At 40.2% G+C, this 26,759-nt stretch carries 33 protein-coding genes; 25 read left to right on the top strand and 8 right to left on the bottom strand.

Annotation, left to right across the window (positions count from 1 at the left end):
• Positions 1-9: 9 nt before the first annotated feature.
• From ctaD to eis, 6 genes are all read left to right on the top strand, one after another.
• Positions 10-1,881, top strand: coding sequence for a cytochrome c oxidase subunit I (ctaD, locus tag HWX64_RS07675; protein WP_175989679.1), 1,872 nt, complete (start codon positions 10-12; stop codon positions 1,879-1,881).
• Complete coding sequence (locus HWX64_RS07680; RefSeq protein WP_175988752.1) at positions 1,881-2,510, top strand: cytochrome (ubi)quinol oxidase subunit III; 630 nt, start codon at positions 1,881-1,883, stop codon at positions 2,508-2,510. The genes ctaD and HWX64_RS07680 overlap by 1 nt, the downstream gene beginning before the upstream one ends.
• 4 nt (positions 2,511-2,514) lie before the next feature.
• Positions 2,515-2,847: a cytochrome c oxidase subunit IVB gene (gene ctaF / locus HWX64_RS07685; RefSeq protein ID WP_175988754.1), complete on the top strand. Its 333-nt coding sequence runs from the start codon at positions 2,515-2,517 to the stop codon at positions 2,845-2,847.
• A gap of 441 nt (positions 2,848-3,288) precedes the next feature.
• Complete coding sequence (gene ctaG, locus HWX64_RS07690) at positions 3,289-4,194, top strand: cytochrome c oxidase assembly factor CtaG (RefSeq protein ID WP_175988756.1); 906 nt, start codon at positions 3,289-3,291, stop codon at positions 4,192-4,194.
• Positions 4,195-4,262: 68 nt separating this feature from the next.
• Positions 4,263-4,724: a DUF420 domain-containing protein gene (locus HWX64_RS07695; RefSeq protein WP_175988758.1), complete on the top strand. Its 462-nt coding sequence runs from the start codon at positions 4,263-4,265 to the stop codon at positions 4,722-4,724.
• A 104-nt stretch (positions 4,725-4,828) separates the two neighbouring features.
• Positions 4,829-5,986 carry an enhanced intracellular survival protein Eis gene (gene eis, locus HWX64_RS07700; protein WP_254871066.1) on the top strand — a complete coding sequence of 386 codons (1,158 nt, stop codon included), beginning with the start codon at positions 4,829-4,831 and terminating at the stop codon, positions 5,984-5,986.
• Positions 5,987-6,032: 46 nt separating this feature from the next.
• On the opposite strand, the gene ytvI is transcribed toward eis, so the two are convergent.
• A complete protein-coding gene (ytvI, locus tag HWX64_RS07705; protein WP_175988761.1) occupies positions 6,033-7,091 on the bottom strand; it encodes a sporulation integral membrane protein YtvI in 1,059 nt (352 codons plus the stop codon).
• 193 nt (positions 7,092-7,284) lie between these two features.
• A complete protein-coding gene (locus HWX64_RS07710) occupies positions 7,285-7,644 on the bottom strand; it encodes a YugN family protein (protein WP_175988763.1) in 360 nt (119 codons plus the stop codon).
• 264 nt (positions 7,645-7,908) lie between these two features.
• On the opposite strand from HWX64_RS07710, the gene HWX64_RS07715 reads away from it, so the two are divergent.
• Both HWX64_RS07715 and HWX64_RS07720 read left to right on the top strand, forming a co-directional pair.
• Positions 7,909-8,343, top strand: a complete 435-nt coding sequence (locus HWX64_RS07715; RefSeq protein ID WP_175988765.1) for a CBS domain-containing protein — start codon at positions 7,909-7,911, stop codon at positions 8,341-8,343.
• A gap of 422 nt (positions 8,344-8,765) precedes the next feature.
• Positions 8,766-9,638, top strand: a complete 873-nt coding sequence (locus HWX64_RS07720) for a CAP domain-containing protein (protein WP_303049478.1) — start codon at positions 8,766-8,768, stop codon at positions 9,636-9,638.
• Positions 9,639-9,693: 55 nt separating this feature from the next.
• On the opposite strand, the gene HWX64_RS07725 is transcribed toward HWX64_RS07720, so the two are convergent.
• Positions 9,694-10,179, bottom strand: coding sequence for a PaaI family thioesterase (locus HWX64_RS07725; RefSeq protein WP_175988767.1), 486 nt, complete (start codon positions 10,177-10,179; stop codon positions 9,694-9,696).
• A 168-nt stretch (positions 10,180-10,347) separates the two neighbouring features.
• On the opposite strand from HWX64_RS07725, the gene HWX64_RS07730 reads away from it, so the two are divergent.
• The 4 genes from HWX64_RS07730 to HWX64_RS07745 all read left to right on the top strand — a co-directional run bounded on the left by HWX64_RS07730 (position 10,348) and on the right by HWX64_RS07745 (position 12,101).
• Entirely contained in the window at positions 10,348-10,755 is a 408-nt protein-coding gene (locus HWX64_RS07730; protein ID WP_175988769.1) for a YlbD family protein, read from the top strand.
• Between the two features lie 11 nt (positions 10,756-10,766).
• Positions 10,767-11,006 carry a YlbE-like family protein gene (locus HWX64_RS07735; RefSeq protein ID WP_175988771.1) on the top strand — a complete coding sequence of 80 codons (240 nt, stop codon included), beginning with the start codon at positions 10,767-10,769 and terminating at the stop codon, positions 11,004-11,006.
• A gap of 169 nt (positions 11,007-11,175) precedes the next feature.
• Positions 11,176-11,565, top strand: a complete 390-nt coding sequence (locus HWX64_RS07740) for a hypothetical protein (RefSeq protein ID WP_175988774.1) — start codon at positions 11,176-11,178, stop codon at positions 11,563-11,565.
• Positions 11,566-11,657: 92 nt separating this feature from the next.
• Complete coding sequence (locus HWX64_RS07745; RefSeq protein ID WP_175988776.1) at positions 11,658-12,101, top strand: YlbF family regulator; 444 nt, start codon at positions 11,658-11,660, stop codon at positions 12,099-12,101.
• Between the two features lie 52 nt (positions 12,102-12,153).
• Here HWX64_RS07745 and HWX64_RS07750 read toward each other — a convergent pair whose 3' ends face one another.
• Positions 12,154-12,468 carry a hypothetical protein gene (locus HWX64_RS07750; RefSeq protein WP_175986307.1) on the bottom strand — a complete coding sequence of 105 codons (315 nt, stop codon included), beginning with the start codon at positions 12,466-12,468 and terminating at the stop codon, positions 12,154-12,156.
• Positions 12,469-12,840: 372 nt separating this feature from the next.
• Here HWX64_RS07750 and HWX64_RS07755 point away from each other — a divergent pair, with 372 nt between their 5' ends.
• Positions 12,841-13,116, top strand: coding sequence for a YlbG family protein (locus tag HWX64_RS07755; RefSeq protein WP_175988778.1), 276 nt, complete (start codon positions 12,841-12,843; stop codon positions 13,114-13,116).
• A gap of 54 nt (positions 13,117-13,170) precedes the next feature.
• On the opposite strand, the gene HWX64_RS07760 is transcribed toward HWX64_RS07755, so the two are convergent.
• A complete protein-coding gene (locus tag HWX64_RS07760) occupies positions 13,171-13,560 on the bottom strand; it encodes a methylthioribose kinase (protein ID WP_175988780.1) in 390 nt (129 codons plus the stop codon).
• A gap of 88 nt (positions 13,561-13,648) precedes the next feature.
• Between HWX64_RS07760 and HWX64_RS07765 the strand changes: the two genes are divergently transcribed.
• The 4 genes from HWX64_RS07765 (at position 13,649) to coaD (ending at position 16,929) form a co-directional block, all read left to right on the top strand.
• Complete coding sequence (locus HWX64_RS07765) at positions 13,649-13,963, top strand: hypothetical protein (protein WP_175988782.1); 315 nt, start codon at positions 13,649-13,651, stop codon at positions 13,961-13,963.
• A gap of 96 nt (positions 13,964-14,059) precedes the next feature.
• Entirely contained in the window at positions 14,060-15,481 is a 1,422-nt protein-coding gene (locus tag HWX64_RS07770; RefSeq protein WP_175988784.1) for a hypothetical protein, read from the top strand.
• A gap of 261 nt (positions 15,482-15,742) precedes the next feature.
• Positions 15,743-16,306: a 16S rRNA (guanine(966)-N(2))-methyltransferase RsmD gene (gene rsmD / locus HWX64_RS07775; protein ID WP_175988786.1), complete on the top strand. Its 564-nt coding sequence runs from the start codon at positions 15,743-15,745 to the stop codon at positions 16,304-16,306.
• A 134-nt stretch (positions 16,307-16,440) separates the two neighbouring features.
• Positions 16,441-16,929: a pantetheine-phosphate adenylyltransferase gene (coaD, locus tag HWX64_RS07780; protein ID WP_175988788.1), complete on the top strand. Its 489-nt coding sequence runs from the start codon at positions 16,441-16,443 to the stop codon at positions 16,927-16,929.
• A gap of 52 nt (positions 16,930-16,981) precedes the next feature.
• Here coaD and ylbJ read toward each other — a convergent pair whose 3' ends face one another.
• Positions 16,982-18,205 (bottom strand): sporulation integral membrane protein YlbJ, encoded by a 1,224-nt coding sequence (gene ylbJ / locus HWX64_RS07785; RefSeq protein WP_175988790.1) that lies wholly within the window; start codon positions 18,203-18,205, stop codon positions 16,982-16,984.
• Positions 18,206-18,378: 173 nt separating this feature from the next.
• On the opposite strand from ylbJ, the gene HWX64_RS07790 reads away from it, so the two are divergent.
• Together HWX64_RS07790 and HWX64_RS07795 are read left to right on the top strand one after the other, a co-directional pair.
• Complete coding sequence (locus tag HWX64_RS07790; protein WP_175988792.1) at positions 18,379-19,158, top strand: patatin-like phospholipase family protein; 780 nt, start codon at positions 18,379-18,381, stop codon at positions 19,156-19,158.
• Positions 19,159-19,162: 4 nt separating this feature from the next.
• The gene (locus tag HWX64_RS07795; protein ID WP_175988794.1) at positions 19,163-20,212 is read left to right on the top strand and encodes a SepM family pheromone-processing serine protease; all 1,050 of its coding nucleotides are present in this window, start codon (positions 19,163-19,165) and stop codon (positions 20,210-20,212) included.
• A 50-nt stretch (positions 20,213-20,262) separates the two neighbouring features.
• Here the strand turns inward: HWX64_RS07795 and HWX64_RS07800 are convergent, their stop codons facing one another.
• Positions 20,263-21,480: a nucleotidyltransferase gene (locus tag HWX64_RS07800; protein WP_175988796.1), complete on the bottom strand. Its 1,218-nt coding sequence runs from the start codon at positions 21,478-21,480 to the stop codon at positions 20,263-20,265.
• Between the two features lie 227 nt (positions 21,481-21,707).
• Here HWX64_RS07800 and HWX64_RS07805 point away from each other — a divergent pair, with 227 nt between their 5' ends.
• The 4 genes from HWX64_RS07805 to HWX64_RS07820 all read left to right on the top strand — a co-directional run bounded on the left by HWX64_RS07805 (position 21,708) and on the right by HWX64_RS07820 (position 24,130).
• Positions 21,708-22,250 (top strand): DUF177 domain-containing protein, encoded by a 543-nt coding sequence (locus HWX64_RS07805; RefSeq protein ID WP_303049467.1) that lies wholly within the window; start codon positions 21,708-21,710, stop codon positions 22,248-22,250.
• Positions 22,251-22,312: 62 nt separating this feature from the next.
• Positions 22,313-22,486: a 50S ribosomal protein L32 gene (gene rpmF, locus HWX64_RS07810; RefSeq protein ID WP_032088947.1), complete on the top strand. Its 174-nt coding sequence runs from the start codon at positions 22,313-22,315 to the stop codon at positions 22,484-22,486.
• 155 nt (positions 22,487-22,641) lie between these two features.
• Positions 22,642-23,406: an enoyl-CoA hydratase/isomerase family protein gene (locus HWX64_RS07815; RefSeq protein ID WP_175988800.1), complete on the top strand. Its 765-nt coding sequence runs from the start codon at positions 22,642-22,644 to the stop codon at positions 23,404-23,406.
• A gap of 103 nt (positions 23,407-23,509) precedes the next feature.
• Positions 23,510-24,130 (top strand): RsfA family transcriptional regulator, encoded by a 621-nt coding sequence (locus tag HWX64_RS07820; protein WP_175988802.1) that lies wholly within the window; start codon positions 23,510-23,512, stop codon positions 24,128-24,130.
• 76 nt (positions 24,131-24,206) lie between these two features.
• On the opposite strand, the gene HWX64_RS07825 is transcribed toward HWX64_RS07820, so the two are convergent.
• Positions 24,207-24,683: an N-acetyltransferase gene (locus HWX64_RS07825; RefSeq protein WP_175988804.1), complete on the bottom strand. Its 477-nt coding sequence runs from the start codon at positions 24,681-24,683 to the stop codon at positions 24,207-24,209.
• A 231-nt stretch (positions 24,684-24,914) separates the two neighbouring features.
• On the opposite strand from HWX64_RS07825, the gene HWX64_RS07830 reads away from it, so the two are divergent.
• Together HWX64_RS07830 and HWX64_RS07835 are read left to right on the top strand one after the other, a co-directional pair.
• Positions 24,915-26,264 (top strand): acetyl/propionyl/methylcrotonyl-CoA carboxylase subunit alpha, encoded by a 1,350-nt coding sequence (locus HWX64_RS07830; protein ID WP_175988806.1) that lies wholly within the window; start codon positions 24,915-24,917, stop codon positions 26,262-26,264.
• Positions 26,265-26,294: 30 nt separating this feature from the next.
• The gene (locus HWX64_RS07835; protein WP_175988808.1) at positions 26,295-26,510 is read left to right on the top strand and encodes a biotin/lipoyl-binding carrier protein; all 216 of its coding nucleotides are present in this window, start codon (positions 26,295-26,297) and stop codon (positions 26,508-26,510) included.
• Positions 26,511-26,759 lie beyond the last annotated feature (249 nt).

Consider the following 26,759-nt stretch of genomic DNA (forward strand, 5'->3'; position numbering starts at 1 on the left):
GGAGGTTAAATCGTGAGTAGCTTAGCACAGAAAAAAGGCTTCGGAGCGACTGTTTGGGACTATTTAACAACAGTAGACCATAAGAAGATCGCCATCCTTTACCTTATGGCAGGAGGATTCTTTTTCCTGCTTGGAGGTCTGGAAGCTCTTATTATCCGTATACAGCTTGCAGTGCCTAATAGCGACTTTATTAGCGCAGGCTTATACAATGAAGTATTGACAATGCACGGAACAACGATGATATTCTTGGCAGCCATGCCTTTGGTTTTTGCATTTATGAACGCCGTTGTTCCTTTACAAATCGGTGCTCGTGATGTTGCGTTTCCTTTCGTGAATTCACTTGGATTCTGGTTATTCTTCTTTGGAGGGGTTTTCCTTAATCTTTCATGGTTCATGGGTGGAGCACCGGATGCAGGATGGACATCCTATGCATCCTTATCCATGGCATCAGAAGGTCACGGAATTGACTTTTACGTTTTAGGGTTACAGATTTCAGGTGCAGGTACTTTAATTGGTGGTATCAACTTCCTTGTTACGATCATTAATATGCGTGCTCCAGGTATGACCTATATGCGTATGCCGTTGTTCACATGGACAGCGTTTGTTACATCAGCACTTATCTTATTTGCATTCCCAGCATTGACTGTCGGACTATTCTTATTGATGTTTGACCGCATGTTCGGATCTAATTTCTTCGATGTAGCAAATGGCGGTAACACAATCATTTGGGAACATTTCTTCTGGATCTTTGGCCATCCCGAAGTTTACATCCTTATTCTGCCGGCATTCGGTATTTTCTCTGAGATCATTCCACACTTCTCAAGAAAACGCTTATTCGGATATTCATCCATGGTATTCGCTACCGTGCTTATCGGTTTCTTAGGATTCATGGTATGGGCCCACCATATGTTCACGGTAGGTCTTGGCCCGATTGCAAACGCAATTTTTGCTGTAGCGACTATGGCTATTGCGGTTCCAACAGGTATTAAAATCTTTAACTGGCTTCTCACAATGTGGGGAGGAAGCTTGAAATTTACAACTCCGATGTTGTATGCAGTTGCTTTTATTCCTTCCTTCGTAGCAGGGGGAGTAACTGGTATCATGCTTGCATCCGCTGCAGCTGACTATCAATTCCATGATACGTATTTCGTTGTAGCCCACTTCCACTATGTTATCGTAGGCGGGGTTGTATTCGCACTTCTTGCAGGTACACACTATTATTGGCCTATAATGTTCGGTACAAAGTTAAATGAGTTCCTTGGTAAAGTTTCCTTCTGGTTATTCTTTATCGGGTTCCATCTAACATTCTTCATCCAGCATTTCCTAGGTCTTATGGGTATGCCTCGTCGTATCTGGAAATTCTTGCCTGGTCAAGGATTCGAGACTGGTAACTTAGTAAGCTCCATTGGAGCAGGATTTATGGGAGTAGCCGTAATCATCCTTCTTATCAATGTGATCATGACTCAAGTTAAAGGAGTCAAAGTAGGTAAAGATGCTTGGGGAGACGGCCGTACTATCGAGTGGTCGCTTCCTACACCGCCTCCATTCTATAACTTTAAGCAAACTCCGCTTATCCGCGGACTGGACGCTTTCTGGTTAGAGAAGATGGAAGGGAAAAAAGATCTTACACCAGCTGAACCGATCGGCGATATCCATATGCCGAATAACTCAATCTTACCGCTTATCATTTCTTTCGGACTGTTCGTTGCAGCCTTTGGAGCAATGTATCGTCCTGATGGAGAAGCCTGGGCATTGCCTGTATTAATTATAGGTATGGGGATTACATTGGGAGCAATGTTCCTGAGATCTGTAATCGATGATCATGGTTATCATGTTCACAAAGAAGATTTAATGGATGATGATAAAGGGGGTAAGGCATAATGCACGCAGATGAAAAGTTTACGCCAAAGACCTGGCCGGCCACCCCTGAAAAGGCGACCCTTGAGGGGAAAAATAAATTTATGGGCTTTTGGTTCTTCCTTGGTGGAGAAACGGTTCTGTTCGGTTCTCTTTTCGCGACGTACTTAGCTCTGAAAAACAAGGTACCAAGTGAAAGTCACGCGCTGTCGACGGATATATTCGATCTTCCGTTGGCGTTTGTGGCTACCATGTTGCTTTTGACAAGCTCCTTAACAAGTGTTTATGCAATGTATCACATGAAAAATTATAATTTCCAGCGTATGCAGGCCTGGTTATTGATCACAGTCATTTTAGGTGCCGCATTCCTTGGTTTGGAAATTTATGAGTTTAATCATTATGTCCATGAATACGGGCATACTTTTACTAGCAGTGCATTTGGTTCAGCCTTTTACACGCTGGTTGGTTTCCACGGAGCACACGTGGCTTTCGGTCTCCTTTGGATCATCAGTCTCATGCTCCGCAACGCAAAACGCGGTTTAAACCTTTACAATGCACCGAAGTTCTACTTAGCTTCTCTATACTGGCACTTTATCGACGTTGTATGGGTATTTATCTTTACAGTAGTATACTTAATGGGAATGGTGGGATAAACTGATGGCGAATCAACAATCAAATTCAGGTAACCCAAGTGTAGATTACGAATACCGTCGTAAGAAAAATGCAGAAGACATGAGAATGCAGGTTACTTCATTCATGTTTATGATTTTCTTAACACTAGTTGCATTCATCGCTGTTGCAGGTGACTTTGATAAGTACTTCGTAGTACCATTCATCCTGTTACTGGCAGTAGTACAATTGATTTTCCAATTATATTACTTCATGCATATGAGTCATAAAGGACATGAAGCTCCTGCATTGTTCTTGTATTCCGGAGCACTTGTAGCGTTTGTCACAGTATTAGCGTTCATGACAATCGTCTGGATCTAAAAAGAAAGTCAGCCAATTTCTATTGGCTGGCTTTTTTTGTTTTAGCAGTTTCGTTCCTATGCCACCCGCCTCTGAGCAAAGCCCTTCCGCTTTTCTAATTGTCCAGCTCCAGGGCTTAGAGGCACATGTCATAAGCCAATCCGGCCAAGAAGGCAAAGACCGCCTTCCAGTCCGGCTCGTCTTATGCCACCCGCCTCTGAGCAAAGCCCTTCCGCTTTTCTATTGTCCAGCTACAGCGGCTAGCCCCTCGAGGTCATAAGCTAAATGGTCCAAGAAGGCAAAGAACGCCTTCCCGGCCCATTTATCTTATGCTTGTCGGGGCTGATCGAGCCGCCTCCGCTTTTCTAATTGTTCAAGAACTTGTCATTACCTTGGATTGAAGTGGGAGGAGGTTGACAGTATAATGGTGGTATAGGTTTAAAAGTGAAATGAGGTGAGGAAATGCCGTTAGGTATATTTGGGTTTATGGCTTTATGGAGCCCGTTTTTTATATTGGCATTGGTATTTATCACGGTTGTTTATTTTTTGATTACTGTAAAGTGGAGAAGCAGCTTCAAGGAAAGTGCTCCGCTGACTCTAAAAGAAGCAGCTTATTTTATATTGGCAATGTTACTTTTATATGCAGTCAAAGGCTCACCTGTTGAAGTATTGAGCACGATTTTATTTTCTGCTCATATGACTCAGATGGCTCTTCTTTATTTAGTGGTTACACCCCTCATCATTTTGGGGATTCCCAATTGGGTCTGGAAGGCAGCGATCAATCTGCCAGTAGTTAAACCGCTATTTAAATTTATGACGAAGACTTTAATTGCATTGTTAGCGTTTAATATTGTTTTTTCCATTTATCATATTCCGCTTGTTTTTGATCATGTAAGAACGGATGTAACGATGCACGGTTTAGCTACGGTCATTTTATTCTTATTATCCGTTTTCATGTGGTGGCCGTTATTGAATCCCGCTGATGAAGACATTGATTTAAGCGGTTTAAAGAGAATTGGATATATATTGGGTAGTGCAGTTCTGTTGACACCTGCATGCGGCTTGATTATTTTTGCTGAACATCCTCTGTACGCCCCATATTATGATCCCGAAGAGTTCATGAAAGCATTGGCCTTATGTGTTCCGGTTGATACTTTACAAGGTTTGACGTTGACAGGTCCAGAGTTATTTACATCGATGTCTACGGTGAATGATCAGCAGCTGGGCGGAGTTATCATGAAAATCATCCAGGAAATCGTTTTCGGTGTTATGCTATTCAACCTTTTCTTCCAGTGGTATCGAAAGGATATGGAGAGGCAGGAAAATCAATCATACGATCCGATTGCCGATCCCACTCCGACGGATTGATCGTTTGCAGGAATAGTTTGGCTGTTCCTGCCGTACATAGAATAATTACAGAAAAGTGAGGACTAAACATGGGTGTACCAATTTTACCTACCATCAGTACCAGCTTCATAGTCTTAAGTGCCATAACTGTCGCAATCGGCTGGTGGCAGATAAAACAAAGAAAAATTGAACAACATCAGGGGACGATGACCCTGGCCGGGATTTTTGCACTGATTTTCTTTATCATTTATGCAAGCAGAACCATTTTCGTCGGAAATACATCTTTCGGTGGACCTGATGATATCAAAATTTATTATACAGTTTTCTTGATTTTCCATATCACGCTTGCAACAATTGGGGCTGTATTCGGTTTGATGAGTTTGTGGACGGGTTATAAAGAGAAGTTGGCCCGACATAGAAAGCTTGGTCCCATAACTAGTATCATATGGTTTTTCACTGCCATTACCGGAGTGGCTGTTTACCTTCTTTTATATGTGATTTATGAAGGCGGGGAAACCACATCTGTCATCAAGGCGATTCTCGGGAACTGAGTTTAGGAGTCCGTATAAGAAATTTCTTATACGGACTTTTTATGTTTTGAAAAAGGAATCTCCCTTTCCCTGTCGAATACACAATTGAGAAAGGGGGAGTTCATATGATGCAGCATAAAATAACAATATTGAAACAGACCAACTACGAAGATTCTTTGCAGTTATCTGAATATGCTTTTCAATATAAAGTACCTGCTGAAAAAAGAGAAAAAAGACTTGAACAGCTAAAAAGCCAGGATGTATATTGTATCTTTAATGATGATGCACTGGCAGCGAAGCTTCATCTGCTGACCTTGGAGATCTGGTTAGGGAAAAGCAAATATCCAATGGGAGGAATAGCAGGGGTCGCAACATATCCTGAATATAGAAGGAAGGGATATGTCAGATCTTTAATATCTCATTCATTGGTAGAAATGAAGAATAAAGGCCAGTCTCTTTCCATGCTTCACCCTTTTGAAATTCAATTCTATAGAAAATTCGGTTGGGAGGTATTTGCCTATTTTGACAAGCTTCATTTAAAAAAGAAAGATTTATATCGTTTGAAAGGGACAAATGGTCATGTGAAGAGATTTACTAAAGACACCTATCCCAGTGAACTTCATAAGCTGTATGAGCAATATGCTCATAAACATAATGGGATGCTCGTCCGAACAAAGGAATGGTGGAGAGAAAGAAGCATCACCGACTTATGGATTGCTATTTATTATGATGAAGAACAGATTCCACAAGGGTATTTGAGTTATGAAGTTAAAAATGAAAAACTAAAGGTGGAAGAATTTATCCCACTAAATCCTGAGGCGAGATATGGGTTATGGAACTATATCTGTCAACATGATTCCATGATTAATGAGGCAGAACTTGTTTTGAATCCGAATGAGCCTCTGCCATTTTTGCTGAAGGATCCCCGGGTTAAAATCGAAAGACACCCTTACTTTATGAGCAGAATAGTAGATGTGGAACAATTTTTCCAAAATTATTTGAAGGACATTGAGTTTAATGACTGTGTACATATTACCGTGAAGGATGATTTCGCAGATTGGAACAACCGCACTTTTTCATTGGGAAGACAGGGTATTAAGGAAAGTAAAGCGGTTGAAAATGCTGTTAAACTGAACATTAATGCATTAACAGCCATGATCTTCGGAGTTTTTACCCCTCAGGAGCTTCTTGATATGGGACAGTTAGAAGGAAATTCGGAGGAAGTCGTTAAACTAGAAAAGCTTACACTAAGGTCTAGCCCATTATTCTATGATTTTTTCTGACCTATTGTGAAAAGGACTACCCGTTTAAGGATAGTCCTTTTCATGTTTACACCTTGAAGTTGGTTTTGATAATGCCTGCTTCTTTAGCAGAGTTGAAAACAATCAATATAAGGGGACCGATTATGAAACCGAGGACTCCAAAGAGCTTCAGACCCAGATACATGGCAATCAGTGTAGCCAGTGGAGAAAGTCCTATATGTGTACCCATGACTTTTGGTTCCACGGTTCTTCTGATTATAAGAAGGATGGCCGCCAATACGGCAAGCTGAGAACCTAAGGCGATGTTTCCTGTAATGAGGTGAAAAAGAGCCCAGGGTCCTAGAACGACAATAGATCCTATGAGAGGGATGAAATCAATGATCCAGATTACCAGAGACATCACAATCGCCACTTCAGGCGAGATAAAGAGTAAGCCTATAAGTGAAACAAGAAAGATGATGACACTTACAAGAAATTGGGCTTTAAAGAAGCCAAATATAACATAAGAAAGTCTGGAAGTCATAAAATTCACTTTCTCTGCAGTCCGTTCAGTCAGATGACTGAAAATACTCTTTTTAATACCCGGCAAATCCAGCATGAACAAAAATAATGCGATCAGGTATACCAAAAAGCTCACCAGGTAGCTTGGAATATAGGATAAGAACGCACTGATCTTTTCTATATTTAATGAATTGAGTATTTTTGTCTTTACTGAGTTTAAGAAATTCTGAACCTCTTCACTGAACCCGGTAACCACTTCATTGGGCAAGTCTTCTGCTGCATCCAACAGTCTTTCCTCATAATCCAGCCATATGTCACTTAGTTGATTGATATATTTTGGTGTGTCCTCTATTAATTTAACTCCTTCTCCGACTACTTTAGTCGTGACAAAGAAAGCGGATAAACCAATTAACAACAAGAAAACGATAAACACGGATAAAACCGATATTTTTCTGTTGGCGGAGAATCTTTTTTGAGTGAACTTAACTGCAGGCTCTAGAAATAGCGCGGTAATGAGAGCAGTAATTAAGGGGACTGATATAGGTAAAATAAAAAAAGATAGTAATGCAAGTATGATAATACTTAATATAATAATAAAAACTTTTTTGGTGAAAAACTTTGACAATTGAGAACCCCTTTCTGACGTTTCCTCTTACTATTTATTATATTAAAGTAGAGAAAGAATGAACAGTAGGGAAGAAATTTAATTTTGATATTTTTGAGGCAGAGACTGTTAAAAAAAATCCCTAAAGGCGCTGCCTTCAGGGATTTCCCAGTTATGCTTGTCGGGGCTGATCAAGCCGCCTCCGCTTTTGGTTTTACCAAGCGAATTCTGTTGCTTCTTTTTTTACGTCGGCGATTAGTTTTTCACAAGATGTCAACAGGTGCTTAGGGAATTCTTCCCCTTCACCGTATTCTACACCGTGTGGATAATAATGTTTGCCTAGTAGAGGTGTCATGAGCTGGACGATGGCATCGTGTTTACCGATGTCTCCTTCAACTGCAAGCCCTTGGATACGAAGATAGAAAATGCCTTCTCTGATTTCAAACTTACGATCGTATGTGACCCTTTCATAATCCCACTGACCCGCACGTACAAGTCCATGAGATTCCATGATTTCATCAAGGCGGTTCAGGTCTACTTTTAAGCTTTCAATTCCAGATTCTTCGAAACGCATATACTTTCCCTCCTATATTGTCTGGCTCAAGGCTCAGGGTGTTTTTCCCTGGTGCCTATCTGCATTCTTCATGTTAGAAGCATTTATATCGGTATTATGTACAATGATACAAAATGCGGTATTTCTCATTCTTAATAATAGTGTAAAATCCTTTTTCTTGCAATGTCTTGGTGAAAGGGAATATGTCAATTTATTTAACGCTGTATAAAATATGGAAGAAAGAGAAAAATAATCATGATATTTACGTATTGGAGGAGGACTACAATGCCAAAGCTTAAAGAGATCATGACGAAAGATGTAGAATCCTGCACGCTCCTGGATAATGTATATGAAGTGGCAGTGAAAATGAAAGAATATAATGTGGGCTCTATACCGATTGTTGACGGTGAAAAGATCGTTGGAGTCATAACAGACAGGGATATTGTCACTCGCTGTGTAGCAGAAAAACACCCTGCCTCCTCAAAAGTCGAGGATATCATGAGTAAGGAACTCATTACGATCGGTCCGGATGCAGATGCGGCCCAGGCAGCACAGTTAATGGCCGATAAACAAATCAGAAGGCTGCCGGTAGTAGAAGGTGACCGGCTTATCGGTGTTGTTTCCCTGGGGGATTTCGCCATCAGAGAATCATTGGAGGCGCAAGCTTCGATAGCGCTCGAAGAGATTTCAGAATCACATTTTAGCAACAAACCTTGTTAAACCTTAAGGGGCGATTTTAAAATCGCTTCTTTTTTCGGTTATGCTCTTAAATATAAAAACTCATAGTGAACTATATCTTTTACAACTCTTAACAAACCCTGCAGTTTTAGTGAAAAACAAAATATGCTATGCTTTATACAATACATAATATTTAGAAACCTTTTAAATGGTATAATAATTCTAGTATTTCAAGCATATCCTGCTAGAGAAGGCAGAGAGGAGGGAAATCTCTGAAGACGGTTTTTCGTATTGCTATTATTCTTGTATTTATTCTTTTAATAAGTATTTACCAAAGTCTTAATGACGAGAATGAACCTCTAAAAGGGCCGGATACACAGACTCTTAAGAAAGATCACGATAATCAGCTTAAACAACCGATTGAAAATACGGGGGAACGGCCGGTTACCGGGCTCTCCACATGGATAGGGAAAAGTTCAGATAATGTAATTGAAGAGTTTGGCGAACCAGATAGAATCGAACCAAGCTCATATGGGTATGAATGGTGGGTTTATCCCATTTCCTCAAAGCAATACATCCAAATGGGGATTGAAGACAAAAAAGTAGTCACTCTTTATACGATCGGGAACGAAGTGGATGTGACTCCTTATAAGCTCGGTCAAAAGCTGGAGGATATTTATCGTTTTACCATCATAGAGTCTGAAATAGTCGTAAATGACCAATCTGGATCTTATCAATTTGAATTAAATGAAGAAGATCTTAATACACGATTGTTGGTTTCATTAGGTGATATTTATGCTCAGTTGTATCTCGACAAATTTACTGGTGAGCTGATGAGCATCCGCTTTCTTGATAGTTCCACCCTGATAGAAATGCATCCATATGAAATGATGTACCGGGGAGAATTGGTTGAAGGAACAGAACCTACAGATGAAGAGTGGAAGAAAATCGACACTGCAAGTGAAAGACAGATATTTGATATTACCAATGTCATACGGACAAATTTTGAAGCTGGAAAACTAGAATGGCATGAAGAAACTGCAGAAGTGGCCAAGGGGCACAGTGAAGAAATGTACAATGAAGAATATTTTTCTCATGAATCACCAGTGTTTGGCAGCCTTTCTGACAGACTGGAAAAACAAGAGATCACTTTCAAGACTGCAGGGGAGAACATCGCTTCACAATATACTGATGCCCCGGAAGCGGTTCATGGCTGGCTTAATTCCGAAGGACACAGAAAAATCCTTCTGGAACATGAATTTACCCATCTTGGGGTCGGGGTGTATAAAAAATACTATACACAGAATTTTATTGAAAAGTTTACAATTGAACAGTAAAAAGGTTGACTCTTCAAGGACATTTTTTGTTCTCGAAACAGTCAACCTTTTTACTTCAATCCTTTTTAAAAATAAAAAATGATCCGGTGGAGTGGGCTACCACTTTCCCTGAAGAATTAACGACCTTGCCGTCTACCACCATTGTCTTTGACCCTTGGTGAACGATTGTGGCGCTTGCGGTCAATCCCTCGCCAATGCCGGGTGCAAGGTAATGAACATTCAAGTTTGTTGTGACAGCGCCATACCCTTCAGGAAGCATCATATTGGCCAGCGTTCCCATGGCAGTATCCACTAATGTTGCTGTCACGCCGCCATGTACGATTTGTAATGAATTATGGGTAACGGCTGTAATTGGAATGCTTATTGTGAAAATTCCATCTACTGAACTTTTCTCCATGGCAAAAATGCCGCCAATTATAGATTCATTCTGTTTATTCTGCTTCCGCTTTACACCGTTAAGCAGCTGTCTGATACTGATTAATTCTTCTTCATCTGCTCTTTCTAAAACTTCATCCAATAATTTGTGCAATTCTTCTTGCATTCTTTAACATCCTTTTCTTTACACAGCTCATATATGCAGGATCATGACTGTTTAGTTTTTCATGGTTGCTTCTACAAATGAATTTTACTACAAATAGGAATGTTTCACCATTTTTCCATTTCATCATAAAATGTAATAGGTAAATGTCCTGAGCAGGAGGTGCTTGGAATGGGAAAATCATTACACCCTAAAGTGAAAGAGTTTAAAGAGTTTGTCAGGAAGCATCCGAAAATTGTAAAAGATGTCCGTAATGGCAACGCTAATTGGCAGGAGCTATTTGAAGATTGGTATTTGCTCGGGGAAGAGGATACCCGTTGGGACATATATAGGGAAGCTGAAAACAAAAGTGGTGCTCAAAAGGAAGAAACAAGTAAAAACGGGTGGTTTGATCACGTCGGTGAATTAGTGAAAAATATGGATGCCAATCAATTGCAGAGTCACATCAACAATATAAGCGAAGTCTTGGGAACTGTCCAGGGTGTCATCAGCCAATTTCAATCCAATCCAAAAAGCTCTACCGTGACGAACGAGACACGAGCAAAACCTTCTCATCCCTTTTCGTTCAGAAAGGACTAGGAGGTATAAACATGAGAGCAGATCTTATTGAATATATTCATTCCAATGAAGAGTTAAAAATGTTTTTGAGGGAAAAACCTGAATGGTATAGAAGGCTTTCAAGAAATCCAAATGAGCTGGAGAAATTTGAAATCGCTTCAATCAACCACTTTCAAAAAACGATTCCTCACCGTGTTCAAAAATTTTCGAATGGCGTCCAAATGGCTTCTATGATGATCAGCATGTTTCAAAGTATGAATGAAGCTGAATAGAAGTTCTGTGATATTAAAAAGGAAAAACAATCTTCGGGTTGCTTTTCCTTTTTTGTTTAGATAAATCGACAAGACGGCACTGCCTGTATTGAAATTATTCTTCCTGGAATGACGATGAGTAAACAGGGTGTAAGATGGGGAAGGCTAAGGGAAAAGGAGTGGTTCGATTATGAAAAAACTTATTGTCTTATCCCTGTCGCTTCTTATCATTCTAAGCGGGTGTAAAGATGATATCCCGGAACCTGAAAATTTCTCATTCGTAAACAAAGCTCAGGCCAAAGAAGACAAGTCGCTTTCTGTTAAGCATATTGTACAAGGAAATCAGGTGTTCATTGAGTGTATCGTACCTAATGTAACGTTCTCGTCTTCGAGAAAAGGAGCGAAGAAAGGGAAGATCGTCGTTACTTCAAATACAAGCGGACTTTATAAGGAATACTACACCGCGGCATTTGTGGTGAAGAATCTACCTAAGGGGAATCATATCCTGACAGTAGAAGTAGTCAGTCCAAAAAATAAATCGCTGGGAATTAAGAAACAATTATACGTGACGATTCCGTAAAATGATTTACTTGCATACGGGGATTTTTTTTGCAGAGCATATTCGCTTCCATCTTTAAAACGTGTTAAAATAGCGTTACGGAGGTGGGCATTATGCTTGCTACTATAGAAAGAATGGAAATATTGGACAATGCTGATGAATTATCTCAGTGGATATTAAATTCCGATGTGGCAGAAAAGTATCGGAAGTCTTTATATAAACTTCGTAATAACAATGATACGCAGACTAAAATACAAAAGTTTACGCGTATGAAAGATCGTTACGAAGAGGTTCAGCGGTTTGGGCGCTATCATCCGGACTATAAGACGGTCATGAAGGAAATTCGTGAACTAAAAAGGGATATGGACATGGATGATAATGTAGCCGAATTCAGGCGGGCGGAAAATGAACTTCAGGATCTGCTGGACAATGTGAGTCTTATCATAGGACATTCGGTTTCTAAAAACGTAAAGGTCCCAACCGGGAACCCTTTCTTCAGCGGGAGTTCATGCGGCGGAGGCTGCGGATCAGGAGGCAGCTGCGGCTGTTCTGCTTAATATTATGTAAGAGCCGACGATTTTTTCGTCGGCTCTTTTTTTTATATAATTTTTACTGTTTTAACCGTACACAATCGACACACAAATTGCCGCAGCAAAACATTTTTTCTTGAGGTACATAGAAACGATGGCGGTATACGAATAAGGATGATTGCGTCCTGAAGAATATCGTATCCGAATGAAGTCGTTTGCCTCTCATGGCCCGGGCTGACCATTTTCTTATTAAATATTCAATTTCATTTTTATCAAGGCCGGTCTCTATGTATAGAAAAGGGATGCCTGCAACCCATCTGACGTATGCATTCTGAATACCCGGTTCCATTCGAAGATACTCAATAAAATCATCCCATATGACTTTCAGATCCATGCTAACCCTCCATCCAGCCGTTTCAATAGCATTTACTTATGTACTATACCCTAAAAAAGAAAAATATGTCCGTTGAATAAGGAGAATCTTGTTAAACGGGGAAGAAGGACTTATGCTTTTTGGGGCTGAGCAAGCTCCCTCCGCATTTCGAGTTGTCGAGCTGCAAAGCCCTTTCGCATTTCGTGTTGTCCAGCTGCAGGGCTTAGAGGCACATGTCATAAGCCAAACCGGCCAGGAAGGCAAAGAACGCCTTCCTGGCCGGTTCGTCTTATGCCACCCGCCTCTGAGCGAAGCCCTTTCGCTTTTCGTGTTGATTAATCCCATATTTCTGTGCTAGACTTAAAAAAAAGTGATTCCTAGAGGGGAAACAGTATGTTGACGCAAAGACAAGGTTTAGTTGTTTGGTTACATAGTTTGAAGCATGCAAAGTCTTTGAGACGATTTGGGAATGTACACTATGTATCAAAAAAAATGAAGTATGTAGTATTATATTGTAATCAGGACGAAATCGATTCCGTCATGGACCGCATCAACTCTTATTCTTATGTTAAAAAAGTGGATCCATCCTATAAACCTTTTATTAAATCAGTGTTCGAGAATTCCAGACCTGATAAGGCGAAGGAATATGATTATAAGATGGGGTTTTAGAAACTGCTGCCAAACGTATGTTGTTGGCAGCTTTTTTCTTTGGGTTTTTGTGTGTCATTGCAAGGGTAAAATATAATGATTTAATCTTAATATGGCAATTAAGTGCTGATAATACAGATCTTTTTCTGGAAATAAAGTGGATGGTTTTACATCAAGCTGAATGATTGTTTTTTCAAGTTCTTCTGCTGTTTGCTGGAAAAGTGAAAACCGCTTATTTTCCATCATATTTGGATTCGGTATCCCTTCACGGCAGAAGTATATAGCCTGGAATTTACCTTCGGCTGTCGGCTTCATTACAACGCCAAGAGACGTAACCGGCCGGTCCTTTACAATCGTATGAAAAGCCATCATGTGCTGAACTCTTTCTTTATTGTATCTTGCCGTTTCCATCAATTCATAAATATCAGATAAGCCTTCGCCTAATTCGATAAACCGCTGAATCATGTTCTATCTCCTTTTCTTACTTATTTAATCAATTCCTTATTATTTCAAACATACTATGAGAAGTAAAGAAGATATGAGGGGTGATTGTATGTTATGGGTATTTATAGGTATGGTGGTTTGTTTACTTGTGTCTTATATCGTTACCATAAAGAGTGAGGAAAAAGAGGTTACCCTGGAAAATGTCGATACGTTTATCGTAACTGCCATTCTATCCACCTTGGCTGCTCATGGCGTAATTTCCCTTTTCGAAGCAAGGGAACTTGAGGGGGAGAATTTAATGAGTTTAAAAGAAAACCTTCTGAAAAACAAAGGGGTTGGTGAGCACGACTGGGACGAATTGGTGAGTGAGCATCTGGAAGGCGGCAGTCCTTTTGTGGAGAGTAAAGATTTGGATATGGGTTAATCTATTCCAAAATTGTTGGAAATTTGGTGTCCTTACTATATAACCCTTTTGTGAAATCTGATATCTTAATAATATATCAAACGAAGGGGTAACAAGATGCAGCGATTAATTCTTTCTTTTACTTTCATCATGGTGATGGCGATAGCAGGAATTCTCTTTTTTCAGTGGAACGGATTTTTATCTGGCAGTGCCAAAGAATCCGTCCACTCTAAGGTGAATCAATCTTTTACGATACATCATGACGGTAACGGATTTTTCATCACTCAAGAAGTGCAATTCCTTTCAGACAAACAAGAAGAAATGACGATTGAGTGGCCGGAAAATGCGTCGAACTATCAATGCCTGGATGAAAGCAGGAATGATTGCTTGTCCAAAGAAAATGGAGAATTCTATTTGAAAGTCAAATCAGAAGGAAACCAAAAGCTGACAATCTCATACAAACTTAAAAGGCAAACGGCTGATGGTTATTTGCTGTTAAGTGAATGGTATCCTGTATTAACAACTGGAATCCCCGTGAAAACATCCATTAACATCATTGAAAAAACTAACAGAGACGCCGTGTGGATATCGGGATATAAAGAATGGAAGCATGAAGCAATGGATTTTATCGATTATTATTCCTTTGTTGGTTATGGTTCTCCGTCGGATTTACTTCTTTATCCAGGAAAAGTGAATTCGTATGAAGGGCGAAAAGTAAGGGTTTATTCAGATGAAAAATTAACATACAAGATTATGAACACTGAATACAGTGATGCAGGTTTCGTTACGGTAGTCATTGATGACCGACTTCCTGTCCATGAAGCGGAGAATTTTTTGATCATAGGCAGGAATTTTCAGCAATCGACATTAATGCTGAAAGTCAAATGGGGGCTTAACCAGCAGAAATATACTTCCTCTTATCAGGAAAGCTGGTTAAAAGAGTTGAAGGCAAGTTTAATTTTACAGTCGCCCCATGGCTCACCGAAAGCGTTAAGGGTTTATCAAGAATTGAAAAATGGACTGACAGAAGATCAGTTCGCTTCCTTCAGCAGGCTCTTGAAGAATGATAAAAGCCCTTTGATTCATTCACAAAAAATGGATGCACTGTTGATGAAGGCAACCAATTTAACCACATCATTTATTAGTGAAATCACTACACACACAAAGAAAGAGATCCCCTTGGTTTTGAGGGCATCTCAAAATATATTACTTAATGGTAAGCCTTTAGAGGATGGTGCCTTCATTCAATATCATCAAAATGAACTGATCTCTTTTACAGAGCTGCTAAAGGGAGCAGGTATTGAGGTTAAATACCTCCAGGAAGGTGTCATTTATGTAACGGACGGCGGTCACTCGTATCGGTTCTATATTGACAAAGATTATTTTATTCTAAACGAAGAAAGTTATGGTCTACTGACCAAACCTGTTCAAAAAATAGGCAGCACTGTGTACATGGATGTGAAGTGGCTTGAAAAACTGTTTCATATAGAGATTGATAAGACAAGCTCCGCAATCAAGATACAAACAAAGGAAACATAAAAAGCCCTGCAGAAATTTCTGCAGGGTCCTTCTATATCCATTTCTGGAAAGAAGGCAAAGGGAGAGGAGAAACCGGAGGAAGAACTTATGGGGAAACGTAAGTCTTCTCCGCGGTTGGCAACAACATCAATTAGGATGCTGTTACTTCCATTATCACCTAACGATATAATTTTATACATTTTAAGGATAATTTCCTGAAGTGGCGAATGCTGTAGATTTATGTTAGGATAATGAGGAAAAATACATATATGGTGGATGATTATGAGAGTAATAGCAGGAACGTTAAAAGGCAGGCCGTTAAAAGCCGTTCCGGGAAGCGGGACGCGGCCGACCACAGATAAAGTGAAAGAGTCCATATTTAACATGCTAGGCCCCTTTTTTGATGGCGGAATTGGCCTGGATCTATTTGCAGGCAGCGGCGGTCTGGGAATAGAGGCATTAAGCAGGGGACTGGATAAGGTAATTTTTGTGGACAAAGACTCGAAGGCACTCCACACCATTAAGACGAATCTGAAAGATTGTGACCTGGTGGGAAGCAGTGAAGTGTATCGAAATGATGCGGGCAGAGCACTTAAAGCCTTAGTCAAACGAGAGGTTACATTTGACTACATCTTTTTGGACCCGCCCTACAAAATGAAAAAGCTGGAAGAACTGATGGCATTCATCGACGAAAATAACCTTTTAAATGAAAACGGTTACGTCATGTGCGAATATAGTGCAGAGAGCACACCCTTGGATGTCATTGGCCGGCTTCATAAAGTAAAAGAAGAAACCTACGGAATTATCGGAATATCAATTTATACATATCAAGAGGATGTTCTATAAAGATTTTTGATATTAAAGTGAGAGCGTAAGCCGGCTATATAAGTTGATAGGAGCGGAAATTGCTTTTTTATTTGCTTCAAAGTTTTGGAATGGTAAAAATAATACAAATGCAGACACTTGGGGGTAAAATGATCATGACGAGTATCGCAGTTTGTCCGGGGAGTTTTGATCCCATTACATTCGGACACCTAGATATCATTACAAGAGGGGCAAAGGTTTTTGATCAAATTTATGTGGTGGTATTGAACAATTCTTCAAAAAAACCTTTATTTTCAGTTGAAGAGAGAATCGAACTGATTCGTGAATCCACTAAAGATATTCCAAATGTTGTGGTTGATTCCTTTCAAGGTCTTCTTGTGGACTATGCAAAGAGCGTGAAGGCGAGTGCTATTATCAGAGGATTAAGAGCTGTATCAGATTTTGAATATGAAATGCAGATCACGTCCATGAACAGAGTGCTTGAAGAAGACATAGAAACGTTCTTTATCATGACGAATAATCAGTATTCCTTCTTAAGCTCCAGTATTGTAAAGGAAGTAGCGAAATACGGAGGGAACATTTCAGAACTGGTTCCTCATCCTGTCAAGGATGCACTGAAAGACAAATATACCGTTAAAGAATAAGGGGAAGGGGCCGTACATGGATTCAATCACATGTACAGCCTTTTTTTGTCAATTAATTTTTCCTGAACGTCCTTCTGCTATAAATCAGGATATAAATAAGTAAACTCAAGATTGTGATAAGGGGACCGACTGTTTTCAGCCAATATAAGACTCCATTCCAAAAATAAGCGTTCTGTTGTGAAAATACGGGTATGGCATTCGAAAGCTGTTCATCTGAAAACCTTTCATAAACAGGCTTCCAGATGATGATTGTCACGATTGAAGCTGCAGCCCCGTGAAGAAATCTGGCGTAAAAGAAAGGCTGAAAACGAATATCCGTCTGGGCAAGAATGCTGGCAACCTGCGCTTGAACACTAAACCCGGAGAATCCCAAGATGAAACTGGTGATGATTGCCTGATGCAGTAAAGTAGCTTCCGTCACTCCGCTTGTCAATTTTGATCCCAGGGTGATTTCAAATAATCCTGAGATGAAAGGAATGCTTAATTGTTCAGTTAATTGAAAAAGGCTGAATAAATATGAAAATCCTTCAGCAACAAATGTCGTAATATGAAGGTGATACAGCATCTTGTTTATGACGGAGAAAAGGATGATAAATCCGCCTATCATTAATAAAGTCTGGATGGAAGACGTTACTGCATCTCCAAGCAGCTTGCCGATTGGCCGCTTATCTTTTAATCGGGTTTCATGTAGAGCCGAGAACGCTTCTCTGAGGAAGAATCGTTTCTTTGTGGTTGAGCGGTTGCTTATGAATTCGTCGTCTTTCCGCCCATAAAACCTCATCGCCAGTCCCACGCAGATATTCCCTATATAATGAGCACAAGCAAGAACGATTCCGAGTGTCGCGTTTTGAAAGAAGCCGACTGAAACAGCTCCGAAGATAAATAAAGGATTGGAAGAGTTCGTAAATGAAACGAGTCTCTCGGCTTCAATCTTGGTCAGCTGTTTTTCCTGACGCAGCCGCGCGGTTAACTTTGCTCCTGCCGGAAAGCCGGACGCCATTCCCATGGCCCATACGAACCCTCCTACACCAGGAACACGGAATAACGGGCGCATCAGCGGTTCCAGCACCACTCCAATAAATCTTACAACCCCAAATCCTATCAGCATTTCTGATACGATAAAAAAAGGCAGCAACGAAGGAAATACAATTTCCCACCACATATCCAGCCCTCTGATCGAAGCCTCCAAGGATTCATCAGGCATTAAGATTAATGCTGCAGCAAATATTGTCACACTTGCCGATAAGACTAATGTTTTCAATTTTGACTTCAACAACCGGACGTCCTCCTCACAGACCATACTATGTCAATTTCTTGTGAAACACAGAAAGAATGATAAAATTAAAGGTAACTTCTACTTGTCCTCATATTAATCAATATACTCATACATATTAGAAATAGACCATATGATGAATTGAACCGCAAACTAAGGGTAAAGGGGGAAGACTGTTGAATAGACCGAAGATAGGATTGGCCCTTGGTTCAGGTGGAGCTAGAGGATTTGCACATTTAGGTGTCTTAAAGGCATTCGTAGATGAAGGAATCCCAGTGGATATGATTTCAGGGAGCAGCATGGGTGCTTTGGTGGGATGCATGTATGGAGTGGGTCATAAAATGGAAGATCTCTATAAATTATCGACCACTTTCAGAAGGAAATATTATTTGGATTTTACTGTCCCTAAAATGGGATTCATCGCAGGTAAAAGAATTAAGGAATTCATACAATTATTCTCTCATAACAAAAATATTGAAGATTTAAATATACCCGTTAGTGTTGTGGCCACTGATATAACCAACGGCGAGAAAGTGGTCTTTACCTCAGGGCCGGTATCCAGTGCTGTCAGGGCAAGTATAGCCATTCCGGGTATTTTTGTGCCAGAGAAGATCAATGGACGACTATTGGTTGACGGAGGGGTCATCGACCGCGTCCCTGTTTCCGTGGTGAAAGAAATGGGCGCTGATATTGTCATTGGCGTGGACGTATCCCATGTCAAAAGAAATGCAGAAATTACAACTATCTATGATGTCATTATGCAAAGTATCGATATCCTCCAGCTTGAAATTGTGGCTCATAGAGAATTCTCTTCAGATTTTATGATCAGGCCTCATGTGGAAATGTACAGTACACGGGCCTTCAAGAATATTGAAGACATTATTGATATGGGGGAAGAAGAGGCTAAGAAGGTCATTCCTTCTATTAAAAAAGCGTTGGAGGAATGGAAGGGGTAAATTTATGAAAAACAGAACGCTGATACGGATCCTGGTCCTGATGACCGTTTTTATCGTTGCAACATCGTTTTATTATCTTCCCTATTATGTAACTAAACCGGGCAGTGCCCATGAGCTTGATCCCATTGTTAAAGTAAAGGGCGGGTATGATGATGAAGGAGAGTTCATGCTCACAACTGTCAGGATGGGAAAGGCAAACATTTATGCCTATCTTATAGCGAGCATTAAAAAGTATGAGTATATCTATCCAGTAGAGGAAATCAGAAACCCTCACGAGAGTGACGAAGAATACAATCTCAGACAACTTCAGCTAATGGAAAATTCCCAGAACTACGCAATAGAAGTTGCCTATAAAGCGGCGAATAAACCTTTTCACTATAATTATAATGGTATATATGTATTGAATGTATATCCTTCCATGCCTGCAGAAGACATTCTGAAACCAGGTGACCGAATCACAGCGATAGATGGACAGGAATTTAAATCATCTGAGGAATTCATTGAATATGTAGGGAAGAAAAAGAAGGGTGACAGAGTATCGATCACGTTTATGAGAAATGAGGATGAAATGACAGAAACGATTCCCTTGAAGGAATTTCCTGAAATGCCTGATAAAGCTGGACTCGGCATTTCGTTGAGTGATGATAAAGAGATTGTGACAGATCCTGAAGTGTCCCTTCAAACAGATGAGATAGGAGGACCATCCGCAGGTCTGATGTTCAGTCTTGAGATTTATAATCAATTGACGGAAGGTGATTTGACAAAAGGTCATCCTATAGCAGGGACAGGAACCATTTCAGAAAATGGGGAAGTTGGAAGAATAGGTGGGATCGAGCAGAAGATCATAGCCGCTGATAAAGCTGGTGCATCGTATTTTCTTGCACCAAACGATACAATATCGAAAGACATACAGGAAAAACATCCTGAACTGGAATCAAATTATGCAGCTGCCAAAAAGACAGCAGAAGATATCGGGACAGACATGAAAGTCATCCCTGTAAAAACTTTTGATGATGCCATTACGTTCTTACACTCGCTTCCTGAGCATAAATGAAACAGAGAGACTGCCGTCAGGCAGTCTCTCTGTTTCTTATCATAGGATCCCTATTTCACCATAATCGGCGGCTGTGACCATTCCCGGCGAAGAAGCTTTCTCTTGGCTTCAGAAAAGGGAAGTCCAAGTGAATAAATTTCAGAGGCTTTTATGTCTAATGAAATGTCTTCTTTGTCTGCACTTGAAAGTTTACTGATAAGTGGAAGATTCAGCGCCTTTTTTTGTATATGCAGGTATTCCTGTCCTGTTTGGTTCATTCCAAGCAGCCTGACATAATCGGGGGCAGTATGTCTTTTATTCATCTCTTCTTTTGTTGTGTTAGTTAAAATATGAAGAATCATTCTTTGTAAACGTGTCCATGTATATCTTTTGGTTTTCAGTCTGTTCATAAAGTCTTCAAACGATAGAGCTTTCTTTGCGTTTTCGATGATTCTATTTTCAATGCCTTCTTCGATTTCATAGATCTCTTTAAGCTGGGAAGGTGAAGATGCCATGATTTTATACTGCAGTAGAGGCCAATAATTCTCCCATCGATGATAATCACCAAACTCCTTCCTGTATTCTTCAAGTATACGAAGAGTTCCAGCAGGCATGTAACGGCTGATTACGCTTTCTTCTTGTGCAGGGTCAAAAAGATTTTTGCGGATACTTGTTGCACTCGCTATGGAAGGAGATGAAAAATGTTCATCATGATAACCTGCTGATTCGCGTGTAATCGTGTACGCCTTTAAGTCCGGGGCTACCGCATTTCGTGCCTCGATGTAATGATAACCTAAAATATTATTCGGTTTGCTTAAATCTATCAGGTCTTCGGTACCATCCAAGTCCTTGAAAGCTTTTGATAAGGCTGTAGGATAACTTAACCCTTCATCTACATAGCGCCTGATGGAAGAATTATATGTATGTTGGTTGTCATGAATTAAATCGACGGTTTCCTCAAATGAGGCAATGCCTCCGTCTTCACTGCCAAAGCAGAAGCTCTCACAGCCTATTTCATGAAGCAGTGATATTGCCCCTTTCGCAAAGACTTCTGCATGCTGTGTCGCAAAGGCATATGGCAGTTCAATGACCATATCAACCCCTGCTGCCAAAGCCATCCTAGTGCGTGCCCATTTTGATACAAGTGCCGGTTCCCCTCGCTGCAAAAAGTGCCCGCTCATACAGGCGATCACAACATCTGCCCCCGATGAATTTTTTGTCTCATTCAGATGGTGCAAGTGTCCGTTATGAAACGGATTATATTCAACCACAACCCCTGTTGCTTTCATTATTACGTCACTCCTCTTAGCAAAATAATATACGATCTACCCTTTTTGCAGTTACAAAAAATTTCAAATATATATAAGTATCATATCGGATATTAATAAATATTTGAAACAGATTATAATAAAGCGTTATAATTGCAACACTGGTACAGTAAGAAGTGTAAAGAAAAAATATTGACAAACGGTAATATGAAGTCTATAATTACCTTTGTTGCCTTGAGGTGATGACATTGAAATGGTCAATAATACAATTACAAAAATTCAGGGATAAAGGACTTACTCTTGATGAAATGGTGACTTTCGAAGATCCAAAAGAAATCGATCCGCAAGTCAGAGAAGTACCCCCGATTCATGTTACAGGTAAAGCAGACATAGGCTCCAACCGTGTCACCTTTCATCTTCATTTAGAAGGAAAGCTAGTCTTGCCTTGTTCAAGGACCCTCGTTGACGTGGATTTGCCAATCGATCTTAAAACGATTGAAACCTTCCTTCTTTCAGAAACTGATTATGATCAGTATGAAGAAGAGGAAGTTCACCGAATCGAAGGGGATGTAATTGATTTAAAACCTGTAATCAGAGAGTTGCTGTTACTTGAGATACCTTTACAGGTAATCAGCGATGAAGCGAGAGAACAGGATAAGCTTCCTTCCGGTAAGAACTGGGAAGTGATGACGGAAGAACAAGCTTATGAAGTCGAAGAGGAAAAAGAGAAGAAAGTTGATCCTCGACTCGCTGACTTAGCAAAGCTTCTTGATCAAAACAAGAACTCTTAAAAGCGAAGTACCAGTTCGTTCTGGCTTCATAATATTTTTATCTCTTTAAGGAGGTGGGAAGAATGGCAGTACCTTTTAGAAGAACTTCTAAAACAGCAAAAAGACAACGTCGTACACACTTCAAACTACGTGTACCTGGTATGGTAGAATGCCCAAACTGTGGTGAAATGAAACTAGCACACCGTGTTTGTAAAGAGTGCGGAACGTATAAAGGAAAAGAAGTTGTAAACAAATAATTTATTTACAACAAGTTGAAATGATATTTGCACCAGTTGCAAATATCATTTGCGACAAATAAAAAAGCGTGAAGAGACCATGGCTCTTCACGCTTTTTTTATTGCACTACTGTTCAATCTTGCTGAATCAATTTACACTATAAAGAAAGGAGGGAATGAGTTTGGGAGAATATATCATACATAAAAACCAAAAGGGGATCCTTCAATTCATTATCAACCGTCCCGAAAAGCGAAATGCGATCAATTATGAAGTAATGGACGGTTTAGAAAAAGCACTGAAGGAATGTGAGGTTAATCCATCTATTAAAGCATTTGTCATTACGGGAAGCGGGGAAGAAGCTTTTTGTTCAGGTGGGGATTTATCGGAATTCCATCGACTGAAAACAGAAGAAGACAGTTATGAAATGCTTAGCAAGATGGGGAGAATATTAATACGTCTGGCTTTTCTGCCTAAGCCGACATTCGCCCTTATTAATGGTACCGCCATCGGAGGAGGCTGCGAAATTGCGGCAGCCTGTGATTTGAGAATCGCCAAAAAAGGGGTAAAGATGGGATTTGTTCAAGGGAATCTGGCCATTACGACTGGCTGGGGCGGCGGTACACTGCTGCATAAACGTATTTCTTCCCCGAGAGCATTATCTCTTCTCATGACAGCAAATTTGAAGGAAGCTGAAACGCTATTCGAAGTGGGCTTCATAGATGAACTAGTGACGAAGACAGAGGATATCATGGAAATACCAGTATTAAATGCCATTTCCTCTAAAACGACTGGAGTCCTTCAAGCATACAAACAACAGCAGTTGAAGGGCTGGGATTGCAATGAAATAGAGATAAACATTGAAAGCGAAATCCGTCAATGCTCCAGATTATGGGCAATGGATGAGCACCACAAGGCTGTTGACCGCTTCCTGGCCAAGTAGACGCGGAAATTTTTAATTATTTCAATGTCAGGTATACTGTTGATTCTATCTACTCTAGTAAGTGCATATGCATGAATAAATGGATCTTACAGGAGGGATGGAAATGTCTTCAAATAGACAGGATGCTTGGAGTCAGGATGAGGATGTAATACTTGCTGAAGTGGTTTTGCGTCACATTCGTGAAGGCGGTACACAGCTTAAGGCATTTGAGGAGGTGGGCAGGAAACTATCAAGGACGTCAGCTGCATGCGGGTTCAGATGGAATTCATTTGTCCGCAAACAATATAAATCAGGGATTGAGTTGGCAAAAAAACAGAGGAAACAATCAAAGAAACACAATCCGCTGGTAAAGAATCCTCCTCCGAAAGAAAGTCATCTGACCCAAGTTCAAACGGAACCCGGGCAGGCAATGCATGATAATTTCTCCATGAGCAGCATGATCCAGTATTTACAAAAAGCGGAGGAAGCGGTTAGAAATGAAGCAAAAGTGAAAGAGGAAAATTCCCAGCTTCATGAGCAACTCTCTCTATTAACAAGTAAGCTTGAACAGGCTGCAGAAGAATTAGAAGAATACAAAAGCAAGTTTACTTTACTTGAAGAGGATCATAAATCGCTTTTGACCATTTTTGAAAAGGCAAGAAAGATGGCTCTTTTGCAGGGAAATGAAGATAAAGTGAAATTCCAGATGGATAAAAACGGAAATCTTCAAAGAGTCAATAAATAATATCGGGGTGAAAGCCCTATTAGTGTATCAATAATAAAAGGCTGGCTACAATCACACTAGCCAGCCTTTCCGTTATTTAGCTGATTTTTTGTTCTTTAACGCCTTCAGGATACCAGACCAAAGGGTTTTCCCCTAAATCTCTTTCCACGTCATAAGTGACGGCCTCAAAGCCCATCTTCTCCCAGAACCCCTGTGATTTTATGCGTGAGTTCGTCTTGATGGGAAGTCCGAATCCCTTTGCAAATTCAACCAGCAGTTTGCCGTATCCTTTACCTTGATATTTTGGAAGGACCTCAAGTTTCCATAATTCCAAATAATTTTGAGGGGGATCGAAGTATTGGTCGAATCTTGCTTCCCGCTGATACAAACTCATTCTTGCAATTAATGTATCTCCGAAGTAAATCCCGTAAAAAGGTGATTCACTATCATTTTCAATGATATTCGCCTGCAGATCTTCAAGCATGGATAGCTCTTGAACACCATATTCTTTAAATTTCTTAAACTCTTCAAGAGTTTTATAATTCACTTTTAATTTTTCAACTTTTACAGCCATCTTTTTACCTCCTACTATTGCTTCGTGATACCTTATCAGGAACGGAATCAGTTGAATCCGTTTCCAAAACGAAGAAAAAATAATATAGTTATTTATTATTATTATATAACAAATAAACAAAAAATTCTGCACTTAATTAAGAAAACGTTTACAATATAGAGGAGGATTTCGGCGAGTTTTGTAGAATCCTTATTTATGAGTTGCTTTTTTTTTGAAGAAAGGGGAGATAATGTGCAGAAAGTCTTAATTGCAAACAGGGGAGAAATTGCTTCAAGAATTATTAAAACTTGTAAACAATTAAACATTCAGACGGTTGCTGTCTATTCCGATGCAGATGAGGATATGCCTTTTGTCAAGGAAGCTGATATCGCTCATCGCATCGGTGAACCGCCCGTTAACAAATCTTATTTAGTTATAGATAATATTCTTGAAGTTGCAAAAAAAGAAAATGTAGATGGAATCCATCCCGGATACGGTCTCTTATCAGAGAATGGGGAATTTGCGAAGAGGGTTTCAGAAGAGGGCTTTACCTTTATCGGACCTCCTCACGGAATTATTCAAAAGATGGGAGATAAAGTAGAAGCAAGAAAGGTTATGCAAGAGGCTCAGGTGCCGGTTGTACCGGGAAGTGATGGCGGTGTTGAAAGTATAGAAGCCGCCAAGGAACTTGCATATACCATTGGTTATCCTGTAATGCTTAAGGCGAGCGGCGGGGGCGGCGGCATCGGAATGATTCGCTGCGAAAATGAGCAAGCGCTCGTTCAAAGCTTCGATTCTACAAAAAACCGTGCCAAAGCTTATTTTGGAAAAGACGAAGTATTCCTTGAAAAATGCGTGGAAAATGCCCGGCACGTAGAAGTGCAGATATTTGGGGATAGTCATGGGAATATCGTCCATTTATTTGAGCGTAATTGTTCCGTCCAAAGACGAAATCAAAAAGTGATCGAGGAGTCCCCGTCTCCGATGCTCTCTGAGAAGACTAGACAAAAGATGTATGAAGCAGCCGTTCAAGCCGCGAAGGCCGTAAATTATATCAATGCGGGAACTGTTGAATTCATCGTTGATGAAGAAGAAAATTTCTACTTCCTTGAAATGAATACAAGATTACAGGTGGAGCATCCCGTTACGGAATATGTAACAGGTCTCGATTTGGTTAAATGGCAGCTCCTGGTAGCAGCTGGAGACCCCCTGCCGTTATTAAAACAAGATGAAATTACCACGAGTGGCCATGCTCTGGAGTTCAGAATCTATGCAGAAGATCCGAAAACGTTCTATCCTTCCCCAGGTTTAATCAAAACCTTGGATTGGGGAAATAGTGAAGGTGTCCGGATTGATTCAGGATATGTAGAAGGGAATAAAGTCACGCCATTTTATGATCCGATGATTTCCAAATGCATCATTTATGGTAAAGATCGATCAGAAGCAATAGAAAAAGCGAAAGTATTTTTCTCAGGAGTGCAAATCGACGGGCTCAAAACGAATGTGAGTCTTTTCAAGGAAATCATTAAGGAAAAAGAGTTTCTAGATGGAACCTACACAACTAAATGGCTCCAGGATTATTTAACTGCAAATCGAACATAAGAAGATTTATAACAATTGGAGGAAATGAAAATGAAAGAAATTACAGCAGCTATGGCAGGAACAGTATTAAATGTATTAGTAGAACAAGGCGGGAGTGTCGCAACAGGTGATACGGTACTCATGCTTGAATCCATGAAAATGGAAATCCCAGTAGAAGCCGAAGCAGAAGGGAAAATCGCAGAAATCAAAGTAAACATCGGAGACTTCGTAAACGAAGGCGACGTATTACTCGTTCTAGAAGGATAATGGGAAGGTAAGTTCCAACTATTGTAAACTGCATGGTTTACTCTGAATTGATTGGAAGTTGTAATTACCACTCGGTTTCATTCGATGCTCTTCCTTCTAAACGATATAAGATTAGTTTAGTTCAAGATTAAACTAGGTAGTTATTTCTGGAGGTATTAGTTGGTTCCAGCTGTTGGTTGGAGTGCAAGACGTAGACTCCTCCGGGAGAAGTGGCCAATGTGAGACCCCGCAGGCGAAGCCGAGGAGGCT

This window comes from Bacillus sp. Marseille-Q1617 (assembly GCF_903645295.1).
Classification (GTDB): Bacteria; Bacillota; Bacilli; order Bacillales; family Bacillaceae_B; genus Rossellomorea.

Bases quoted from the DNA above. Each gene is read 5' to 3' on its own strand.
- HWX64_RS07765 (WP_175988782.1), top strand. From the start codon at position 13,649: ATGTTATGGGTATTTATAGGTATGGTGGTTTGTTTACTTGTGTCTTAT.
- ctaF (WP_175988754.1), top strand. From the start codon at position 2,515: ATGGCGAATCAACAATCAAATTCAGGTAACCCAAGTGTAGATTACGAA.
- ctaG (WP_175988756.1), top strand. From the start codon at position 3,289: ATGCCGTTAGGTATATTTGGGTTTATGGCTTTATGGAGCCCGTTTTTT.
- coaD (WP_175988788.1), top strand. From the start codon at position 16,441: ATGACGAGTATCGCAGTTTGTCCGGGGAGTTTTGATCCCATTACATTC.
- HWX64_RS07760 (WP_175988780.1), bottom strand. From the start codon at position 13,560: ATGATTCAGCGGTTTATCGAATTAGGCGAAGGCTTATCTGATATTTAT.
- HWX64_RS07735 (WP_175988771.1), top strand. From the start codon at position 10,767: ATGAGAGCAGATCTTATTGAATATATTCATTCCAATGAAGAGTTAAAA.
- HWX64_RS07800 (WP_175988796.1), bottom strand. From the start codon at position 21,480: ATGAAAGCAACAGGGGTTGTGGTTGAATATAATCCGTTTCATAACGGA.
- HWX64_RS07745 (WP_175988776.1), top strand. From the start codon at position 11,658: ATGCTTGCTACTATAGAAAGAATGGAAATATTGGACAATGCTGATGAA.
- HWX64_RS07795 (WP_175988794.1), top strand. From the start codon at position 19,163: ATGAAAAACAGAACGCTGATACGGATCCTGGTCCTGATGACCGTTTTT.
- HWX64_RS07750 (WP_175986307.1), bottom strand. From the start codon at position 12,468: ATGGATCTGAAAGTCATATGGGATGATTTTATTGAGTATCTTCGAATG.
- HWX64_RS07740 (WP_175988774.1), top strand. From the start codon at position 11,176: ATGAAAAAACTTATTGTCTTATCCCTGTCGCTTCTTATCATTCTAAGC.
- rsmD (WP_175988786.1), top strand. From the start codon at position 15,743: ATGAGAGTAATAGCAGGAACGTTAAAAGGCAGGCCGTTAAAAGCCGTT.
- HWX64_RS07715 (WP_175988765.1), top strand. From the start codon at position 7,909: ATGCCAAAGCTTAAAGAGATCATGACGAAAGATGTAGAATCCTGCACG.
- eis (WP_254871066.1), top strand. From the start codon at position 4,829: ATGATGCAGCATAAAATAACAATATTGAAACAGACCAACTACGAAGAT.
- HWX64_RS07680 (WP_175988752.1), top strand. From the start codon at position 1,881: ATGCACGCAGATGAAAAGTTTACGCCAAAGACCTGGCCGGCCACCCCT.
- HWX64_RS07825 (WP_175988804.1), bottom strand. From the start codon at position 24,683: ATGGCTGTAAAAGTTGAAAAATTAAAAGTGAATTATAAAACTCTTGAA.
- HWX64_RS07730 (WP_175988769.1), top strand. From the start codon at position 10,348: ATGGGAAAATCATTACACCCTAAAGTGAAAGAGTTTAAAGAGTTTGTC.
- HWX64_RS07770 (WP_175988784.1), top strand. From the start codon at position 14,060: ATGCAGCGATTAATTCTTTCTTTTACTTTCATCATGGTGATGGCGATA.
- rpmF (WP_032088947.1), top strand. From the start codon at position 22,313: ATGGCAGTACCTTTTAGAAGAACTTCTAAAACAGCAAAAAGACAACGT.
- HWX64_RS07835 (WP_175988808.1), top strand. From the start codon at position 26,295: ATGAAAGAAATTACAGCAGCTATGGCAGGAACAGTATTAAATGTATTA.
- HWX64_RS07755 (WP_175988778.1), top strand. From the start codon at position 12,841: ATGTTGACGCAAAGACAAGGTTTAGTTGTTTGGTTACATAGTTTGAAG.
- HWX64_RS07725 (WP_175988767.1), bottom strand. From the start codon at position 10,179: ATGCAAGAAGAATTGCACAAATTATTGGATGAAGTTTTAGAAAGAGCA.
- HWX64_RS07815 (WP_175988800.1), top strand. From the start codon at position 22,642: ATGAGTTTGGGAGAATATATCATACATAAAAACCAAAAGGGGATCCTT.
- HWX64_RS07820 (WP_175988802.1), top strand. From the start codon at position 23,510: ATGTCTTCAAATAGACAGGATGCTTGGAGTCAGGATGAGGATGTAATA.
- HWX64_RS07695 (WP_175988758.1), top strand. From the start codon at position 4,263: ATGGGTGTACCAATTTTACCTACCATCAGTACCAGCTTCATAGTCTTA.
- HWX64_RS07710 (WP_175988763.1), bottom strand. From the start codon at position 7,644: ATGCGTTTCGAAGAATCTGGAATTGAAAGCTTAAAAGTAGACCTGAAC.